Origin of the sequence: Aquimarina megaterium XH134 (assembly GCF_000520975.1) — a bacterium.
Classification (GTDB): Bacteria; Bacteroidota; Bacteroidia; order Flavobacteriales; family Flavobacteriaceae; genus Aquimarina; species Aquimarina megaterium.
The window spans coordinates 1-20,816 of the sequence record NZ_JACB01000003.1; the positions used below are offsets into that span (position 1 = coordinate 1).

Genomic DNA, 20,816 nt, shown 5'->3' on the forward strand with positions numbered 1-20,816 from the left:
CTTAGACATAAAAGCGATTTGCTTGCCATTAGGTCAAACTGCAGGATCCACTCACCAGCTTCATTATTTGGTCCTGGCTAACGTAGAAATGTCGCTTTTCTACCATGAGAGAGAATCTTTTTTACTGAAGAACCATCGTTATTCATAATATAAATATGTGATTTTTTATCCTTGTTGGTTGATGAAAAAATTATTTTAGAACCATCAGGGGACCAGGATGGGTGCCAATCATCAACATCATTATTTGTTATTCGTTTTTGATTAGAACCATCTATATTCATCACATAAATTTCAAAATTTCCATCTCTATTAGACATAAAAACGATTTGCTTACCATCAGTAGAAACCTCAGGATGCCATTCTTCAGCTTCATTATCTGTCAAATGGATAATGTTGGTACCATCAATATCTGCTATGCTTATCTCACCTTTTTTATCTTTGTATTCTGAAGTAAATACTATTCTTCCATCTGGAGTAAAATAAGGATTACTACCTTTTAATGATTTTATTTGAGTCCTTTCGCTACCATCTTGATTCATAATCCAAATTTCTGCCTGCCAAACGTCTTCCGAATCTTTATATTCTCTTGCAAAAGCAATTTTTTTTCCATCGGGAGTCCATTCAGGTGCACTATCCCATTTGTTTTTTGCATGAGTTAATCGTTTGCTATTCGTACCATCACTGTTCATTGTATGAATAGACCAAGTCTTTCCGTCATCATGATATACTCGAAAAGCAAATGTTTTTCCATCAGGAGACAACGCTAAGTAATCACCCTTCGTATTTATACTTTTAATATTTGATTTACCTTCTTTATCGCTTGAATAAATTTTTGCTACTCCCTTTGAAGTATAGGCAATTGTATGGGACGATGATTTAGATGTGTCATTTTCCTTATTTTCTTGAGCAAAGATTGTGTTTAGCGATAAAGCACATGTCAATATTAATAATTTCGTTGTTTTCATGTTTTCTTCTTTGTGTTTGCAATTTATAATTTCAACCCGCCAGCGGCTCGTTCACTAAAAAGGTCTATTTTGAATTGATGTTTATGAATTAAAAAGACAAACATACTTTTTGAGAGATTACCAGTCTTGTAAAATCTTGCTATTCTTTTTATAATTACCAGGAGTTACTCCAACGTATTTTTTGAAACTATGAGTAAAATGACTTTGGTCATAAAACCCTGATTCAAGCGCAATTTCTACCAAAGGAACATCACCATAAAAAAGCTTTTTTGAGTTTTCTATTCTAATGGTAGTTAGATATTCTAAAGGTGTTAAACCAATGTTCTTTTTAAAGCTTTTTTGTAGTTTAAATTTATTCACTTTAAACTTTTTTTGTAGTGTTTCTAAAGTGATTGATTCGTTATAATTTAGAGACAAGTAATTTAGGATATCGTCAAAAGATTCGTTAGCATATTTTTTAAAATAAGGTTGATGAACATCATTCAAAGTATCCAGAAAAAGGTTTTCAATGATTTTAAAAATTGATGCTTCGTTTATGTCAAACTCACTGTTACGATATGAGATAAAATATGGAAAGCTTGCCAGATAAGAATAATCGGCATTTATTTTTTTTGCAACATTTTTGATTACGTCATCGCTTATATAAAGTGCCTTATAGGCCCAGGCATTGTTTTTATTGCCCCAGTTTTTATGAATTGAGTAAGGGGGAATTAATTGCAAAGCATTCTTGCTAACCAAAAACTCCGAATTGTTAAACGCTATGTTTTCGCTTCCGTATTCTACATAAGCCAGACTCCAAGATTGATGAAAATGCGAAGGAAAATTTTTATCGATGAACACAGCAGACTTAAGCTCAATACCGTCTAACATTGATAGTTTTGTTGTCTTTACTTTGTTTATTTTGATCATTTAAATTTTCAATTAAGTATTTGTTTTCTTGAACAAAGACAATATTTAGCGATATAACAATTATTAATATTACTAATTTAGTAGTATTTATATTTCCTCCTTTTGTCTATATGTTTGGTAACGTCTCTTTTATGGTGCGTTTGCTTCCCAAAGGGTGCATATGCACTATACAAATTGTTAGCTATTGTTTTAATTCTTCAGTTATATTCTTTTCTACTTTTTCAATTACTTGTATAATCAAATCATATCTTCCTAATTTAAATTTTCTATTATTTCTAATTCTCCATAAATAACTAAGGATTTCCTTCTTTTGATTTGTGTCTAATTCATTCAAATTATTAATACTTATCAATTCTCCATTCTTATTAAATTCCATAAACGGATATATAATAGTATTAATTCTTGGAAAATAATTTTTATAGGATTTCATTTCGGGTACATCATATTCTAATTTCTCAATTATGCTGTAATAATAATCGTATAGTGAAATGATTTGAAGTCTTAAAGAGTCGGTTGAAATGATTTTTAAATTATTTGCTTTTAAAGATTCATAAGCAGATTTGTTAATGATTGGGATATAATCTCTAAATAAGATTGTGTAATAAATTCCTATTGAATCTTGTGAAACTTTTTTTCCATTGATTAGTTCCCTAAAAATAGAATCAGCTTTTAAGCTCATTTTATTTCCGTAAATGTTGTTGTTGAAATCTTTAATATCAATCTTAATACTATTCTTTATTTCAGTTAGTATTTTTTGCTCGGAATGTCTATTATTTCTATTATCATTCCAATTATTTAATGCGAATGCTGCAATTACTGCAATGAATATTGATAGAAATTCAAATGCATATTTTTTCCATTTTCTTTTTTTCATTCGACTTTATATTCTTTCTTTTTTTCGATTGCTTTTAAATAATAGCTAACGTCAAATATATGAATCGGAGCAAGGCAAGCAAGCCTGAACCAATCGATTTATCTGCGCATTTTATTTCTTATTCAATTTATAAAAATTTAGCACCATGGCAAAAGGGAAATAACCTTTTGATCTAGTACTAAATTGCTCTGATTTTATATATAATGTTAGGGCAAGTTTTTTTTCATTTCTTTTAGACTTATTTTGTCCTTAATTTTTTCTCTTTTTACTCTTCCTATTTTATCTCCTTGACCTATGATTTTAATGATTCTTTTTGGTTCTATAGAGTTGGATGTGACAATTTGTAAATGTTCCATACTCAAATTTATAAACTCAATATCAGTTAGTATATTACTTAATTTAATTGATTCTTTATCAATCTCTTTTTTAGCAATTTTAATCAAATCTTGAATTGTTAAATCTAAATAATCGTCTCTAGAATGAGCGAGATGTTGACCTAGTTTACATAAAAATACATTTTTGAATTCTTTCTTGAGAGTTTTTAAATCTCCAATTTCTTTTTCAAAAGTATCTTTATTAGTGGCTCCATACCAGTCACCAAAATATGCAGGCATATCAGATTCCGTCAATCTAAAAATAAATCCGTTATATTCTTTTTTATCGGAACCATTAAACATATCAACCCAGAATTTGTCAACATAATGATTACCTGTCAAAGGAAAACAATATAATCCATTTTTATTTTTACGGATTCCATTTTTCTTAATCCTTTTTGTATTATTTACAGGTGACCAATGAATTGCTAACATTTCTTGTTTTCTATTTGCCCTAACAACAGAATATAGGACATATGTCCTATATATTCCATGTATTTTTATTTACAAATCTAGAGGATTTATAATTAACTTAAAATTACCTATATCTATCTTGATATGATAAAAATAGACCTCTATGCTTTTGTTTTTGAACAATAGAACTAAGCAAGAAATTCAATTTAATTGTAATGCAAATCTATTTTTTCTCTAACCGTATCTAACAGGTTGATTAACTGGATGCTTTTTTCGAAACTCATAAGTGTACTTTCTGTACGGTTTTGTAGCAACATTTCCTGTACATGAATAGCTTCATAATTATAACCGTTTGTAGTAACGTTAAATTCTATATGTTCTGATTTTCCTTCTTTTTGAATAGTAATAGAAGAGGGCTCATGAAAACGACTATTAATGATGAGTACTCCTTTTTCAAATTCGAGAGTAGCAGTTGTATCGGTTTCTTGGGTAACGGCACTAAATAGGGAAGCTGTAGCTCCATTTTTATAATGAAGCTGAATACTACAATCTTCATCGACTCCTGTTTTTCCTATAGTAGCCTGGGCATTCACTTCTTCGGGATACCCTAAAATACTTAAAGCAGCAAACAACGGGTATATACCTACATCGAGCAAACTACCCCCTCCCAGTTTTTTGTTAAATACTCTTCCATCGGGATCAAAAGCAGTTGTGAAGCCAAAATCGGCTTTCAGTGTTTTTACTTTCCCAAGCGCATTAGATTTAACAACATCTAAAACATAGGTGTAATGCGGAAGAAAATACGTCCAAAGTGCTTCCATTAAGAATATCTTGTTCTTTTTAGCAACCGCGATCATTTCTTCTACTTGGGCAGTATCCATAGCAAACGGTTTTTCGCAAAGAACCGCTTTCTTATGGGTAAGGCACATCAACGTATTTTCATAGTGAAATACATGTGGCGTTGCAATATATATAACATCAATATCGGGATCCAGACTTAAGGCTTCATAGTTATCATAACAGGTCGAGGCGTGATGCTCCTTCCCAAACTCCTGAGCTTTTTTTAGACTCCTGCTTGCAACGGCATGAAGTTTTGCATTAGGAACCGATTTTAGGTCATCGGCAAACTTATGCGCTATTTTACCACAACCAATGATCCCCCATTTTATGATTTTTTCAACACTCATTAGGTTGTTATTTTGGGTTTAGATCCCATTAACGGTTGTATAAATATCGCGATGGTCATTACCAGAACACATCCAAATAAATTGAGCCATAGATATGGCATCCAGTCATAATACCAGCCAAGAATAACAATTACTTGGGTAATAAGTGCTGCTACAAAGGTAGCGTTGCTATGTACAAATTTTACAAAGAACGCTAATAAGAATATGCCTAGCACATTTCCGTAAAAAATAGAACCAATGATGTTTACTAATTGAATAAGATTGTCGAATAAATCGGCAAAGCATGCTACTATGATTGCTAAAATACCCCATCCCAGAGTGAAAAATTTGGAAGCTGATACATAATGTTGATCGCTTTTTTCTTCGGCTACATTTCGTTTATATAAATCAATTGCTGTAGTTGATGCTAAGGCATTTAATTCTGAAGCTGTAGAAGACATGGCGGCAGATAAGATAACAGCGAGAAGCAGGCCGATAAGCCCTCTGGGTAAATTATTTAGAATGAAATGGATAAATACATAATCCTTATCATTTGTCTCTACTGCGGTATCTGCTTTTTTGATTACTGTTTTTGCAGTTTCGCGGATTTCTTTTTCTTTTTTGTTTAGTTCCTGAATTCGACTTTTATTTTCTGGTTTTTGTTCAGCCAGATATCCTTTAATTATGGCATCTTTTGCATCATGAATTTCTGCAAGTTCGTTTTCTAATGCTGTATATTGCGCTGCATATTCTGTATTAAGTACAGCTTCTTTTCCCTTTGGATTAAAATTTAGAGGAGATGCATTAAATTGATAAAAAACAAATACCATCACTCCAACTAAGAGAATAAAAAACTGCATAGGTACTTTGAGCAATCCATTAAACAAAAGTCCTAGCTGACTTTCTTTTATAGATTTACCCGTTAAATACCGTTGTACCTGACTTTGATCTGTGCCAAAATAGGAGAGAGCCAAAAATGTTCCTCCAATGATTCCACTCCAGAACGTATACCGATTATCGAGATCAAACGAGAAGTCAAGTATTTCCATTTTTCCGCTGGCGCCTGCAATATCTAATGCTTTAGAAAAAGTAATTCCCTCTGGGAGATAACTTATGATAATAAAAAAGGCAACCAACATCCCAATAAAAATAATACCCATCTGTTGTTTCTGAGTAATATTAACTGCTTTTGTTCCTCCAGAAACAGTGTATATAATTACGAGTATACCTATGATAATATTTAATGTAATTAGATCCCAACCTAGTACAGACGATAATATTATAGCTGGCGCAAAAATAGTAATCCCAGCAGCTAATCCTCTTTGAACCAAAAATAGAATAGCGGTTAAACTTCTGGTCTTGAGATCGAATCGACTTTCGAGGTATTCATATGCTGTATAGACATTTAGCTTATGATACATTGGGATAAATACCATGCAAATAACAACCATAGCAATAGGAACCCCAAAATAAAATTGCACAAAGCCCATTCCGTCATGAAAGGCTTGCCCCGGTGCAGAAAGAAAAGTGATAGCACTTGCTTGTGTTGCCATTACCGATAGACCAATAGTCCACCAATGTGCATCGTTTCCTCCTCGAATATAATCTTTTACATTTTTACTGCCTTTGGTTTTCCAGGCACCATATAGTACTATAAATAGTAAGGTTCCTAGTAGTACGATCCAATCTATGGTTTGCATAAGTTGATTGATTAAATTAGTTTATTGATTGATGATTGAGGTTGTTTTCTGTACAGAAGAATTATGAATAGGAATTAGTGATAAAATAAAACAGTAGTATATAAACTGCATTAGCGATTAATACTGCACTATATAATTTTTTCCACTCTCTTTTTTCGTCTTTCTTTTCCATAATAAAAATTGCTAGATTAGATATATTTGATATTTATTTTCCTAAGGAAAGCATATTCGCAAAAAGTCGATATGCACCCGATACTCCTGCCGGAAACTCTCTAAAAAAACTAAGTCCGGTATATACATAATGTCCTTTACCATATTTGGCAATTAATAAGGGGCCTTTTTTTTCAGACTCTCCTTTATCATTGGCCGCCAAAATAGGGGTGTATTCTTTTGACCATTCATTAGGGAAATATAACCCTCTTTCCTGCACCCATCCTTTAAAATCATTAGCAGTGATTTTATTGGGTGAATTTAATACCTGATGCTCTGCTGCCAAAAAGGTAATTTTTGCATTTTCATCGGTTACCCGATCTCTGGATAATTTAATGGGGTATGGACCTAAGTTATCAGTCACTTTTAATCTATGACTGGTATTGTATTGAATGATAAGGTTTCCTCCGTTTTTTACATACTCTAATAAGTATTGTTGTTTAAATTTTAGCTGCTCTACAGTATTATAAGCCCTAATTCCTACCACGATAGCATCAAAAGGTTGCAAACTTTCTGTAGAAATAGATTCTGGATCAATTGTGGTTACTTTATACCCGATTTGCTGTAAACTTTCTGGTACTACATCTCCGGCACCCTCGATATATCCTATGTTTTCCCCTTTCTTTTTAATATCCAAACGCACAACTTTGGTCTCAGACGGTAATACTACAGTTTGGTATGGGATATGGTCATAATCAATAGTAATAACTTCTTTTGAATATAGATTTCCATTGATTTCTATTTTTGGTGAAATGTAACCTTCACTTTGAGTCTGGGGTGATGTAAGGGTAAAAATGATTGTTTTTTCTTCTCCTTTTTGAGAGAGATTAAAATTAATAGCAGCAGGAGTCACTTGCCAACCTTTTGGATGTGCTAATGTAACTTTTCCATTTAAGTTGGCTTTTCCGGCTTTTATAGTAACAGGAATTTGTTTTGAAGCGCCATTTGCATAGATAATTACTTTATCCTTGATACTTGCAGAAATAGTAGGGATGATCTCGAATGGCTTATATACTTCTCCTTTAACCGGGTCGTTTGTCTTGTAGACAACATCTTTAGAAAAAGGGATAGAAACCCCATCGATTACTACTGTAAACAAAGCTTTAATTTTATGATCTGTTTCTGGTTTTCCGATTAGTTTTTGATCACTAACATTATACATTCCCAGTGTACCTTTATTGGTAAGCCAATAAGGATTGGTAAAATCAAAATTGGATGAGATACTACCTTTAAATTCGAAGTTATTTCGGATATTATTTTTTAGAACTTTTTCAGAAACATCATTAATATTAACTGCAGCAATTTTGATAGATTGCAGAGTCATAGTATTTGTACTTCTATTAATTGCTTCTACTTTTAGTGTAATTTCACTCCCTTTAGTAGTGTTTGCTTCGGTTGCAACAGCTTCTAGGTAAAGACCAGCAGCAGCAGCAATGATTTCCTGAATCTCTTTAGTTTTAACTGCTTTCCAATGTTTATTTTCTAATTGTTGAATTAGTTGGTATGCTTTTACTAGTTGAGGAATACTAGCAGAAGGGACCTTGAAATCAAAATCTTTTTCTACCTGATATAGAATATCACCAATAGCTTTACCTCCTTTAACACGATTCCAAGAAGTGTCAATTCCTTCAAAAATATTGGTTTTATCTTTTGGTAAATCCCCTTTAATGAGTTCTATATATTCACTTTGTTGCCCACGACTACCTGTACTACCAAATCCCTGGGATTTGTGCTGGCTACGACTTAATGATGCTATTTCGGTGTTAGAAAGCCCCAGAGAAGGAAAATATATTCCTGTATCAAACGCTAATAAATTAGTTTTATCTGCTTTTGCGAAATTTTCTCTACTACCATAAAACCACCAAGAAGTATTAAAGAATAGTCTTTTTGGTTGCCAGGTTTCTGTATAGTTAAGCTGATCTGGGTATACTGCTTTATCTCCGGTTATATCAAAAGCTTCTACACTTAACATTGCCGAAGAAGTATGATGACCATGAGTACTACCGGGGGTCCTGTGATTAAAACGATTGATGATTACATCTGGTTTAAAATTTCGTATTGCCCAAACGACATCGCTCAATACTTCTTTTTTATCCCAGATAGAAAGTGTTTCGTTGGGGTGTTTAGAATATCCAAAATCATTAGCACGGGTAAACAATTGTTCCCCTCCATCGGTCCTACGGGCAGCTAATAATTCCTGGGTTCTAATTACTCCTAATAATTCTCTAATTTCGGGGCCTATCAAATTTTGCCCACCATCTCCTCGGGTAAGGGACAAATATGCTGTTCTTGCTTTTACCTGATTAGACATATAAGATATAAGTCGAGTATTTTCATCATCAGGATGAGCTGCAACATACAATACAGATCCTAAAAAATTAAGTTTTTTTATAGCTTGATGAATTTCTGCTGCATTGGGTTTATTAGGTTGTTGTCCTTGTATAACATATGGAAATAGTATACCAATACAGGCTATAAAAAATAATTTTCGCATAATTTCTCGGTGCAATTTTTAATTGAGTTTCTCCAAATATAAAAAGATAAAATTCTCAGAATTGTGGTTTAAGGATACTTTAACAGGATGTCCTTATCAATTATCTTTTGGGTAGACAATTTTATATAACTACACTTCTTTTGGGGTTTTGGATCTATAAATTAGCCCTAATAACGACCCTAAAAGCACAGTAATAGCAATGGTAGGAGTGGGGCCAAAGACAAGTATACCAACTATTAACCCTAACAGACCTCCTAAGGCACTGGCCAGAAATCTTCCACTATTTCTTTTTTGTTGGATAACATAGATCATCGCTATAGAAAGTGTCATTCGTAATGCAGCACCTACAATAGTTATATCTACAATACTTCTCCAAAACAAAGCTACTATAAAAGCAACTATAACTGTAATAATAGTAGCATATCGTAAAGATTTTACTTTTTGTTCTTTTTTGGTAGTAGAAACAATATGAGAAGCTACGGCAAAAACAGAGGTATCTGCAGTACTCATTAAACCTGCAAAAAAAAGGACTAGTAAAAGCGGTAGCCATGATTGTGCTATAAAGTTTTGCATAGCATAAACAAATACGGTATCGGGATCTAAATTAGGGTTTTGAATATAGGTGTACAATCCAATTAAAAGCAATAGAAAAACGATACATAAAACAGGGATAATGGCAAGACTCAATCCTCTCTTTAATGATTTTTCATCTTTAGCGGCATAACAAAGCTGGTATCGATCTGCTAATCCAAAAACAGATAAGCCTCCATATAAAACTAAACCTACAACACTACCTATAGTCACATTTTTGTCTGTAGTACTACTAAGGATCATACCAAAATCCTTACTATCAAACATGCCATAAATTAGTATGCAGAGAAATACTATTATTATTACTGCCTGAAAAATATCAGTAACAATTACAGCTTTAAAACCAGAAAATAAAACATATACCATAACTACAATTGCTGTAATCAATAATGCGGTTTCGTAAGGTAGAATTTCGAAGAATGCAATGATCTTTGCACCACCAGCCAGAGATAATAGTATCCAAAAAAACTGAACTGCTATAGTTATAAAATTGGTAACAGTTGCCGTATTTTTATTACTTGTAACAAAAGCAGGTAGATCTCCCTGTGTATAGAACTTACCTTGTTTAGATAACCTTTTTATTTTTGGCGCTGCCCAAAATGCAAATAAAAAATAACCAACTACTGACCCCAGAGACATGGCAAAAAGTCCCCAACCAAATTTATAGGCATAGCCAGTATATGTAATTAGAGTACTAACTCCAATTGCACCTGCGAATTTAGAGAATAAAATGGCGTAAGCACTTTTATTCCTTCCTCCGATAAGAAAATCTTCACTTGATGATGATCTGGATATATAGATCGACAAACCAATGATTAGGATGATGTAAGCACTTAGATAAAGATAGATTTCCATACAGAGTTTATTTTTTTCTTTCTACAAATTCTAATTGATCAATACTTACATTGGTAGTAAAAACTCCGTAATTTACAATAGCTTTTTCTTTTTCTATGGTGTCTATAGTACCTATAGATTTTCCATCAATCATTCGTACTCGATCACCAATTTTTAACGTTACTTTTGGTTTTGCAGCTTCGATTTTTTCTTCTTTCTTTTTTTCTTCCTTTTTCTTTTTACGAATTACCTGTACTTTTTCTATAACTTCTTTTACGACTTTTTTCTCTTTGGCTTTTTCTACTTTTCGTTGCTTAGGGCTTTGTTTTTTTCGTTTGGAGTTTTCTACCTCAACGATTTTTATGAACTCATTGATTAGCTCTCTTTTTTTCTTATTGTTAAAGTATTTTTCGCTAAGATCATCAATTTTTTGACCCAGATAGATCATTCTTTGATTGCTATCATATAACTCCTGGTAGCTTTCGAGCTTACGCTGAATACGCTGATTTGTCTTTTCTAAGCGTTCTTTTTCTTCTTCTGCTTTTTGCTCTTTGGTTTTGAGTCCAGCAGTAGTTTTTTGTAGTTTTGATCTTTCTTTTTGAAGATTAGCAATACTTTTATCAAAACGAATTTTACCGCGTTCTACTTTTTTCTTTGCTTTGTTAATAAGACTATACGGGATTCCGTTTTTTTGAGCTACTTCAAAAGTAAAAGAACTTCCTGCTTCACCTAAGTGTAATTTAAATAGAGGTTCTAGTGTTTTTGAATCGAATAGCATATTAGCATTACTCATATTTGGTAACTCATTAGCCAACATTTTTAAATTGGCATAATGTGTTGTGATAATCCCAAAAGACCCTCTTTCATAGAACACCTCTAGAAAGGCTTCAGCTAGAGCTCCACCAAGTTCGGGATCACTACCAGTTCCAAACTCATCAATTAGAAATAGTGTTTTGTTATTACATTTTCGTAAGAAATAATTCATGTTTTTCAAACGATAACTGTATGTACTTAAGTGGTTTTCTATAGATTGATTATCACCGATATCGGTAAGAATAACATCGAATAGACACATTCTACTGTATTCGTGTACCGGAATAAGCATTCCGCTTTGCAACATTATCTGTAGTAACCCAATAGTTTTTAAGGTAATACTTTTTCCACCGGCATTAGGGCCGGATATAACAATAATTTGATTCTTCTCATTTAATGTTATGGTCTGCGGGAAGGTTTTCTCTCCTTTTATTTTATTGGTATGATATAATAATGGGTGATATGCGTCTTTAAGTGTTAGCTCTCTATCTGTAGTGATTTTTGGTAACACTGCATTAAGTTGACCTGCGTATTTTGATTTTGCAGAAACAACATCAACATCACTTAAGTATTCTTGATAGTGCTCAAATAATTCGGTAAACGGACGCAATTTGTTAGTGAGTGCTTTTAGTATTTTTACGACTTCTTCTCGTTCTTCGTATTGAAGATTACTAAGCTCACGACTAAATTGTAAAGTAGCTTCGGGTTCTATATAAACAATACTTCCGGTCTTAGAATTACCCATAATGGCACCTTTTACTTTACGTCGGTACATGGCCGTTACTGCTAAAACTCTTCGGTTATCTACGACACTTTCTTTAATTTCATCCAGGTAGCCCAAGCTGTTATATCGAGATAAATCTTTTCCGAAACTTCCATTTAGTTTTCCTTGTACACTATGAATATCTTTTCGAAGACGTTGTAGCACAGGAGAAGCATTGTCTTTAACTTCTCCGAATTTATCAATTACCATTTCGATTAGATGAATAACCTCTTTGGTAAATGTTACTCTAGAAGATGTTTGATGTAATGTAGGGTATAGCTCTACGTTTTTTCTAAAAAAATATAATAAATCATTAGTAGTAGTACTAATAGAAATCAATCGTTTTAGATTTGAAGCTTCTAAAAATGTGTTTTCAATATTCAATAATTGAATTTCTTTATTAATACTATCAAATCCATGATTGGGTATACGAGCATCATTGAATAGTGAAGATTTATATTCGAATACTTCTTGTAAAGCAATATGAAGTTGCTCTTCGGTATGGAAGGGAGCAATTTGTAATGCTTTCAACTTACCAAAATCTGTATTGCACTGTTCTGCAATATGTTTCTGCACAGTATCAAATTCTAGATCGTCTAGTGTTTTTTTAGAAATACGAATCATACTTTTTTTTACCCTATTTTTGGGTTATATTCGGTCAGTTTTAGAACAGGGCAAAAGTACACAATTGCTATAATTTTTTGACATCTATATGAATGTAAATATTGAACCTACTTGGAATCAACAACTTAAAGATGAATTTGACAAGCCGTATTTTGCTTCATTAGTAGGTTTTGTGAAAACAGAATATAAAAATAACACATGTTATCCAAAAGGAAATGATATATTTTCTGCTTTTGATCATTGTAGTTTTGATGATGTTAAAGTAGTTGTGATTGGTCAGGATCCTTATCATGGAGTAGGGCAAGCCAATGGTTTGTGTTTTTCTGTTAATAATGGTATTGATATGCCTCCATCATTGATAAATATTTTTAAGGAAATTGAAACAGACTTGAAACTACCTTTTCCTTCAAATGGAAATTTAGAGCGTTGGGCAAAACAAGGTGTTTTATTATTGAATGCTACGCTTACCGTTAGAGCGCATCAAGCTGGATCTCATCAAAACAAAGGATGGGAACAATTTACGGATGCAGTTATCCAAACGATATCGGATACAAAAAAGAATGTTGTTTTTTTGTTGTGGGGTGGTTATGCTAAGAAAAAAGGAGCTAAAATAGATAGATCAAAACATCATGTTTTAACTAGTGGGCATCCTTCTCCGCTAAGTGCTAATAGAGGGTATTGGTTTGGGAATAAACATTTTAGTAAGACCAATTCATACTTGCTTGAAACGAATCAAACCGAAATAAATTGGTAAATATGCTTATGCCGCGTTAGGTATCTCAGAAGATTTCGACTTATCAGATACCGAGTTAATCTGAACTTTTTGTGTTTTTGATTTCTTTTTGTCTGTATCAACAGATCGCATACTTAATTTAAGCAGGACAAAATTGAAGACAATAAGACTTGCGAGAATTATTAGAAAAGTTACCATAATAGATTTGTTAGTTAATTATTAGATGCAATGCACTTAAAAAGGTTGCGTATGCGCTAATAATTAGTTCATTTTATTGGGGGTAGGCTCGGCAAATGTACAATTTTTTTTATTTGTATATACGCTTGCGTTATAGATATTTAAGAATTAATTATTTGCTAAGCGTTTTTCATGTGCATTTTATATATTATATTTTTGATCTTAATTTTTTAAAATATCCTTTATGAAGTAACGTTTTAGATTAAGATATCCCTACCTTAAATTTTCACTTTTTTTAACCTAATATGGGTATATGCAGATCCTAGATGTTATGAATTAGTTTTTCGGGAGCTATTTTTTTGTTAATGATTTGTAGGTTAAATAAATAATCCTGAACCTCTATAAGTGTTTCTTTTTTAATAAGAGACTGGCTCCATTCTGTATGTTGTAACCATTTCTGTATATCTTCTAATTGTTGATCATACCTATAAGCAAGAGTTCTATCTATACTAGGGATATGTTTAAAATCTGTTGTGGTGGTGTTTATAATGTCTAGAATAGCTTTTATTTCTTCTTTTTTGGTATCGAGTATATCTTCTCTTACGGCTATAACAAAACAAGGCCAGGGGGTAGGACAGTCTACAACTCGTCTAAAAACTCCATTATCGACCAATGGTTTTGTAGTAAAATGTTCCCACATAAAATAATCAGCTTTCCCATTAGTTAATGCTTCAACTGCTCCATCCAGGTTTTTTACAACTTCAAATTGTAGGTGGGAGGTATCCCAATTTTGGTTTTGAGCATTTACATAAGCCATTAAATGTGAACCAGATCCATATCTACTAATAGCAGCTTTTGTATTTTGAAGCTCAGAAAGATTAGTATAGTTAGAATGAACACTTACATGAATTCCCCATATAAGAGGTGTTTGAATATATGTTTGTACAATTTTACTAGGATTACCGGCAATAATATCTTTTACGATTCCTTCTGTAAGGATTATTGCCATGTCGATATCCCGATTTCTTAACGCTTCGCACATTGCTCCTGTACCACCAGGATATTCTGTCCACTCTAATTGTATATTGTTTTTTAGATAGCTTCCGTCTTCAATAGTTAAATGCCAGGGTAGATTGAAGTGCTCAGGAACACCACCTATTTTTATAGTATGCATGCTATCTGAAATTAATAAATGTGTATTTCATCGATTATTTGTGTTTTTTAACGATAAAAATAAATGATTTTTGTATATTTGAACCATTACTACTTTAAAGAATTTTATATTTAAAAAGTTTTAACCCCAAATAAAAACAATATTGCTATGAAAAAGAATTTTTTAAAAAATAAAAATACATATGTAAAGGTTGCGAAGTTAAAAAATAATTCTCTAGAGAATGGTATCGTAGTCTTTATTGCAGTATTGTTGCTTACTAATTTATTAATTAGTCTTAAAATATTATTTGGTTAATATGTTTAGAAATAGCTAATTATTAACCAAATAATAAAAAAAGAATGAGGACCTACTACTCATTCTTTTTTATTTTATATAATTATTATTTATGGGTGATAACTTGCTATTTTTTCTAAAGTATATTTGATAAGCTTCTCTACGGTTTCTTTTGGATTTTGACTAAACTCTCCGGTAGCACGATTAGCCACAATAGCATTCATAGATACAGCTTTATGCCCTAGTAATTTTGCCAATCCGTATATACCAGCAGTTTCCATTTCTAAATTGGTTATTTTTTTATTCTCATATACAAAAGAGGCTATTTTTGTATTGAGGTCATGATCTTGTAGTGGTAATCTCAAAATTCTTCCTTGCGGACCATAAAAACCTACATTGGTCACTGTATGTCCTTTTTGAACAATACTACTTAACATATGCTCTCCTAATTTTTTATCATATGCTACTGTATATGGCTTTGATTTATTTTGATCCAGATCTATATGTTTTGCCAAAGCCTCTGAGATTTCTGGTAATTGTACATGGTGACTTTTATAGAAATGTAAAAGGCTATCAAAACCAGTAGCAATTTCTGAAACCACAAAACTATCTATAGGAATATCTTGCTGTATGGATCCAGAGGTTCCTATGCGAATAATATGTAATGTGGTGTGCTCTGTTTTGTTTTTACGAGTGGTAAGATCAATATTTACTAAGGCATCTAGTTCATTACATACAATGTCTATGTTGTCTGTACCGATACCTGTAGAAATTACAGTAATTCTATGGCCTTTATAAATTCCTGTTTGTGTATGAAATTCTCGTTTACGAATTTTGCACTCGATAGTGTCAAAATATTGTGTTACCTGGTCAACCCGATCAGGATCCCCAACAGTTATTATAGTTTGAGCAAGATGCTCTGGTTTAAGGTTTAGATGGTAAATACTTCCATCTTTATTAAGAATAAGTTCAGATTCGGCTATAGCCATATTATAGTTTTAACAGTGTGTGTGTTTCATTATTATACAAGTAATCGTATTTCTTGACACCTCCATAATACCAATCTAATATTTGCGTATTATAAAAGTTTTTTTTGTGTTGTAACGCTAGCTTTCCTCTTTCGGATAATAAAAGTCTATCTTTTGTTTGATCTAAAAACTGAAAAAGTCTTGCAAGCACACGTTTCATTTGCATATCCCCATATCCATAATATCCTTGATACTCTAGAGCATATCCCATAAGTTGTTTGATATTCTTGATGTGATAATTATCTACCATTTCCAGAATATTATGTTCTAGGATATTAAGCCCAGTTAGCATATTAGGAAAACGCTGTAAATGCGCTCTTAGGCATATAGACATATATTCGAAAGAAGAATCTCGTTTAATCTGCCCCGCCATTTTCTGCGGTTTTGATTCGCAGTATAATGTCCAGATATGAGAAGCAAATTCAAGGTCATCTATGGTTAATAAAACCTTATTTTTATAATGTTCTTTTAGTTGTTTTTCAGATAATTCGCAAAGTCCAAATAGTTTTTTTTCGTGCTCAATTCTACCACTACAAACCAAATAAACGGGAATGTCTTTAATTCCTTTACGAAGTAATAAACTAATTGCGGCAATCATATTAATATGGCAGAATAAGTCATATTCAAACCATAGTATGATTTCGCTATAGTTTGTAAGGTGATCTACTTTTTTGAGTTGAGAAACAAATTTTTCTTCATAATCAGAAGAACCGATTCTATAGTATTTTTTCAGAAAAGCTTCTCGTGTTTTGATAGCATCTTCTGTTTCTACTTCAATTTTGGTAGGCCCCTCGCAAAGCATTTCACGCCAAGTCATAAATTCTCCTGTAGCAAGATCTAACTCTTTCATTCTATTAGTTAGACTATCCCCATTAGTGATATGTAATGTGTTTTTCCCCAAAATAGTTATTGATTTATTATCCTCCGACACGTTTTACTTTAAATCCTTTTTCTTTAAGAATATCCATAATTTGATCTCTATAATCACCTTGTATAATTATAGCATCATTTTTAAAACTCCCACCAACACTTAAACGAGTTTTTAATTCTTTAGCAAGTTTTTTAAAATCTTCATCGGCACCAGTATATCCCTCGAGTATAGTGATGGGTTTTCCTTTTCGCTTTTCGTATTTGCAAAGTATTGGATCATTCTGCATCCATATTTGATCCTGATCATCTTGTACATTTTCTTCTGTCTCTTCTGGTTGATGATCAGGAAATAATTTTTTTAATTGATCTTGTATATCCATACAGAGTTTATTTTTTTATTAATCCAATTTCTACAAGTCTTTGATGTAAGAATTCTCCAGCGGTAATATCCTCATAGTGCTTAGGATTACTCTCTGTAATACACTCTTCTAAGCAATTTAGCTTCATGTCACTTCTTGGATGCATAAAGAAAGGAATAGAATATCTTGGTTTTCCCCATTGATCTTTAGGAGGGTTTACCACTCGATGTATTGTAGATCGAAGTTTATTATTAGTATGTCGTTCTAGCATATCTCCAACATTAATAACTAGTTCATCCTCTTCAGGGAGGGCATCAATCCATTGTCCGTCTCTATGTTGTACCTGTAGTCCTCCTGTAGAAGCCCCCATTAGCAATGTAATAAGGTTAATATCTCCATGTGCTCCTGCTCTAACTGCACCTTTAGGTTCTTCTTTAATAGGAGGATAGTGAATAGGGCGCAGGATACTATTACCATTACTTGCCCAATGATCAAAATAATGTTCATCAAGACCTATGTATATAGCTAATGCTCTAAGGACATATATTCCTGTCTTTTCTAGCATTTTATAAGCTTCCATTCCTGTGGTGTTAAAGTCTTTCAATTCGTCAACAATAACATTGTCTGGATATTCTTCAATTAAGTTAGCATCTGCATCTGGTTCTTGTCCAAAATGCCAAAACTCTTTAAGGTCTCCTTCTTTTTTACCCTTGGCATGTTCTTTACCAAAAGAAGTATAGCCTCTTTGCCCGCCTAATCCTTCGATTTCATATTTTTCTTTAGTGTCTGTAGGTAATGCAAAAAAGTCTTTGATCTCCTTATATAAACCTTCTACAAGTTTGTCACTCAAAAAGTGATTTTTCAATGCTACAAAGCCTATTTCTTCATAAGCTTTTCCTATTTCGTTGACAAATTTTTGTTTTCGTGAAGGGTCATTTGATAAAAAATCTGCCAAATCTACGCTTGGTATATTATTCATTAGTCTATTCATTTGTGTATTGAAGAACTAAAATAGGTGTATTTGACCGAAAATTCCTAATAGGACTTCAAATTTATTTATAGCTGCAAAATATCGGTCAAATTTGTTAATTATGGACGTCTAATCCTTAATTCATGGTAAATTTAACTAATTCGTAGAATTGTTTAGGGTAAATTAACAACTACTTAATAATATTGTAATTGGGATGCGAGTTGTGAAGTAAAAATAAGTATTTTTACCTAACAAATTTTCTGCTATGGAGCACATTTCAAAGGAAAAAATAGAACTACATTTTGACCGAAAAGAATACAAAGACGATCAGCTGATCTCATTATATCTCAAAATGCTTAAACCCAGGCTTATTGAAGAGAAAATGCTTGTGTTGTTACGACAAGGAAAAATATCTAAATGGTTTAGTGGTATAGGGCAAGAAGCAATATCTGTGGGGATAACAGCTGCTTTAGAAAACGAAGAATACATTTTACCAATGCATCGTAATTTGGGAGTATTTACAACAAGAGACATTCCCTTATATCGATTGTTTAGTCAATGGCAAGGAAAAGCAAATGGGTTTACCAAAGGGCGTGATCGTTCTTTTCATTTCGGAACACAAGATTATAATATTGTAGGTATGATTTCTCACCTGGGACCGCAAATGGGTATAGCGTGTGGTATCGCTATGGGAAATCTTTTAAAAAAGAACAATAAAGTTACTGCGGTTTTTACAGGAGAAGGAGGAACCAGTGAAGGAGATTTTCATGAAGCACTTAATGTAGCTTCGGTATGGAACTTACCTGTGATGTTCTGTATAGAAAATAATGGTTACGGGTTATCTACTCCAACCAGCGAACAATATAATTGTAAACACCTTGCAGATCGAGGCTTAGGATATGGTATGGAGTCTCATATTATTGATGGAAATAATATATTAGAAGTATACGATAAGATAAGCAAACTAGCCAAAAGTATTAGGATCAATCCACGACCGGTTTTATTAGAGTTTAAAACTTTTAGAATGCGAGGACATGAAGAAGCAAGTGGAACGAAATATGTGCCTAAGGAATTGATGGAGCATTGGAGTGTTAAAGATCCTATTAAAAATTATAAGGACTACCTGATTGATCAGGGAATACTTTCTGATGAAGATGATAGAGAAAAAAAGTCCATTCTAAAAAAGGAAATAGAATCCAATTGGGAACGTGCAAATACTGAAGAAGCGATTGATGTTAATTTGGATAAAGAGTTAGATGATGTGTATACATCGTTTGATTATAAAGAAATAAAACCCAGTACCGATACAAAAGAACAAAGGTTGATCGATGCTATTTCTGATGGTCTAAAGGAAAGTATGCATCGGTATGATGAGCTTGTGATTATGGGGCAGGATATTGCAGAATATGGTGGGGTTTTTAAAATTACCGAAGGCTTTTTAGATGCATTCGGAAAAGAACGAGTGCGTAATACTCCAATTTGTGAATCAGGAATTGTCTCTGCAGGGTACGGTCTGTCTATTAATGATTATAAGGCTGTTGTCGAAATGCAATTTGCCGATTTTGTGTCTTCGGGATTTAATCCAATTGTTAATCTGTTAGCAAAATCAAATTATCGATGGAGTCAATCTGCAGATGTTGTGATTAGAATGCCTTGTGGTGCAGGTGTTGCGGCGGGGCCGTTTCATAGTCAGACTAATGAAGCGTGGTTTACCAAAACACCAGGACTTAAAGTTGTCTATCCAGCATTTCCGTATGATGCAAAAGGCTTGTTGACTACAGCAATAGAGGATCCAAATCCAGTATTGTTTTTTGAACATAAAGCACTATATAGAAGTATTCGCCAAGAGGTTCCCGAAGGGTATTATAATTTACCATTAGGTAAAGCTTCTGTATTAAAGGAAGGAAAAGATATTACTGTTATAAGTTATGGAGCAGGTGTGCATTGGGCATTAGATGTGTTAGAAAAACACACACAAATCAATGCAGACCTTATCGATCTAAGAACATTGCAACCTCTGGATACAGATACTATATACCAATCGGTGAAAAAAACAGGTAAAGTTATCATTTTACAGGAAGACTCACTTTTTGGAGGTATAGCTTCAGATATTTCGGCATTAATTATGGAAAATTGCTTTACATTTCTTGATGCACCAGTAAAACGAGTAGCAAGTTTACAGACTCCGATTCCATTTGATACGAATCTTGAAACTCAATATTTAGGAAAAAACCGATTTGAAGAAGAATTACTATTGTTATTAGAATTCTAGTTTTGATACAAGCTGTTTCTGGTAATAGATATTAGAAAGATATCTGTATAGAACCTTATATTTTATTTTTTTTAACCATTGTAAAATTGTAGTTACTAAAATTTTACAATGGTTTTTTGTTTGTAATTGGTTGTTTATTAGTGATTTGTGTTTGATTATTGTGCTTGTTGAAGATTTTTAAGGTTAACAAAATATTATAAATTTTAAATAGGGGTAAAATCCCCTTTAA

General features: G+C 32.7%; 16 protein-coding genes. 2 read left to right on the forward strand and 14 right to left on the reverse strand.

The features are described from left to right. Window positions 1-77: 77 nt before the first annotated feature. The 9 genes from Z053_RS0102845 to Z053_RS0102885 form a co-directional block, all read right to left on the reverse strand. Window positions 78-965, reverse strand: coding sequence for a TolB family protein (locus Z053_RS0102845; RefSeq protein ID WP_025663519.1), 888 nt, complete (start codon window positions 963-965; stop codon window positions 78-80). A gap of 117 nt (window positions 966-1,082) precedes the next feature. After that, window positions 1,083-1,835, reverse strand: a complete 753-nt coding sequence (locus tag Z053_RS29775; protein WP_206539203.1) for an AraC family transcriptional regulator — start codon at window positions 1,833-1,835, stop codon at window positions 1,083-1,085. Window positions 1,836-2,055: 220 nt separating this feature from the next. Then, window positions 2,056-2,748, reverse strand: a complete 693-nt coding sequence (locus Z053_RS0102855) for a hypothetical protein (protein ID WP_025663521.1) — start codon at window positions 2,746-2,748, stop codon at window positions 2,056-2,058. Between the two features lie 206 nt (window positions 2,749-2,954). Then, a complete protein-coding gene (locus Z053_RS0102860; RefSeq protein ID WP_025663522.1) occupies window positions 2,955-3,557 on the reverse strand; it encodes a hypothetical protein in 603 nt (200 codons plus the stop codon). Between the two features lie 185 nt (window positions 3,558-3,742). Next, window positions 3,743-4,723 carry a Gfo/Idh/MocA family protein gene (locus Z053_RS0102865; RefSeq protein ID WP_025663523.1) on the reverse strand — a complete coding sequence of 327 codons (981 nt, stop codon included), beginning with the start codon at window positions 4,721-4,723 and terminating at the stop codon, window positions 3,743-3,745. Beyond that, on the reverse strand, window positions 4,723-6,402 hold the full coding sequence (locus tag Z053_RS0102870; protein WP_025663524.1) for a sodium:solute symporter: 1,680 nt from the start codon (window positions 6,400-6,402) through the stop codon (window positions 4,723-4,725). The genes Z053_RS0102865 and Z053_RS0102870 overlap by 1 nt, the downstream gene beginning before the upstream one ends. A gap of 205 nt (window positions 6,403-6,607) precedes the next feature. Beyond that, window positions 6,608-9,106 carry a PIG-L family deacetylase gene (locus Z053_RS0102875; protein WP_025663525.1) on the reverse strand — a complete coding sequence of 833 codons (2,499 nt, stop codon included), beginning with the start codon at window positions 9,104-9,106 and terminating at the stop codon, window positions 6,608-6,610. 129 nt (window positions 9,107-9,235) lie between these two features. Next, window positions 9,236-10,552, reverse strand: a complete 1,317-nt coding sequence (locus Z053_RS0102880; protein ID WP_025663526.1) for a sodium:solute symporter family protein — start codon at window positions 10,550-10,552, stop codon at window positions 9,236-9,238. 7 nt (window positions 10,553-10,559) lie between these two features. Next, window positions 10,560-12,731: an endonuclease MutS2 gene (locus Z053_RS0102885; RefSeq protein ID WP_025663527.1), complete on the reverse strand. Its 2,172-nt coding sequence runs from the start codon at window positions 12,729-12,731 to the stop codon at window positions 10,560-10,562. An 88-nt stretch (window positions 12,732-12,819) separates the two neighbouring features. On the opposite strand from Z053_RS0102885, the gene ung reads away from it, so the two are divergent. Next, window positions 12,820-13,485: a uracil-DNA glycosylase gene (ung, locus tag Z053_RS0102890; RefSeq protein ID WP_025663528.1), complete on the forward strand. Its 666-nt coding sequence runs from the start codon at window positions 12,820-12,822 to the stop codon at window positions 13,483-13,485. A 478-nt stretch (window positions 13,486-13,963) separates the two neighbouring features. Here the strand turns inward: ung and Z053_RS0102895 are convergent, their stop codons facing one another. From Z053_RS0102895 to Z053_RS0102920, 5 genes are all read right to left on the reverse strand, one after another. After that, window positions 13,964-14,815 carry a substrate-binding domain-containing protein gene (locus Z053_RS0102895; protein ID WP_025663529.1) on the reverse strand — a complete coding sequence of 284 codons (852 nt, stop codon included), beginning with the start codon at window positions 14,813-14,815 and terminating at the stop codon, window positions 13,964-13,966. A 383-nt stretch (window positions 14,816-15,198) separates the two neighbouring features. Continuing rightward, window positions 15,199-16,077 carry a nucleoside phosphorylase gene (locus Z053_RS0102905; RefSeq protein WP_025663530.1) on the reverse strand — a complete coding sequence of 293 codons (879 nt, stop codon included), beginning with the start codon at window positions 16,075-16,077 and terminating at the stop codon, window positions 15,199-15,201. A 1-nt stretch (window position 16,078) separates the two neighbouring features. Next, entirely contained in the window at window positions 16,079-17,047 is a 969-nt protein-coding gene (locus Z053_RS0102910) for a DUF1835 domain-containing protein (protein ID WP_241459805.1), read from the reverse strand. After that, window positions 17,034-17,366, reverse strand: a complete 333-nt coding sequence (locus Z053_RS0102915; protein WP_025663532.1) for a translation initiation factor — start codon at window positions 17,364-17,366, stop codon at window positions 17,034-17,036. The genes Z053_RS0102910 and Z053_RS0102915 overlap by 14 nt, the downstream gene beginning before the upstream one ends. Window positions 17,367-17,373: 7 nt before the next feature. Then, complete coding sequence (locus tag Z053_RS0102920) at window positions 17,374-18,324, reverse strand: isopenicillin N synthase family dioxygenase (RefSeq protein ID WP_025663533.1); 951 nt, start codon at window positions 18,322-18,324, stop codon at window positions 17,374-17,376. Between the two features lie 256 nt (window positions 18,325-18,580). On the opposite strand from Z053_RS0102920, the gene Z053_RS0102925 reads away from it, so the two are divergent. Beyond that, the gene (locus Z053_RS0102925) at window positions 18,581-20,587 is read left to right on the forward strand and encodes an alpha-ketoacid dehydrogenase subunit alpha/beta (protein WP_025663534.1); all 2,007 of its coding nucleotides are present in this window, start codon (window positions 18,581-18,583) and stop codon (window positions 20,585-20,587) included. Window positions 20,588-20,816 lie beyond the last annotated feature (229 nt).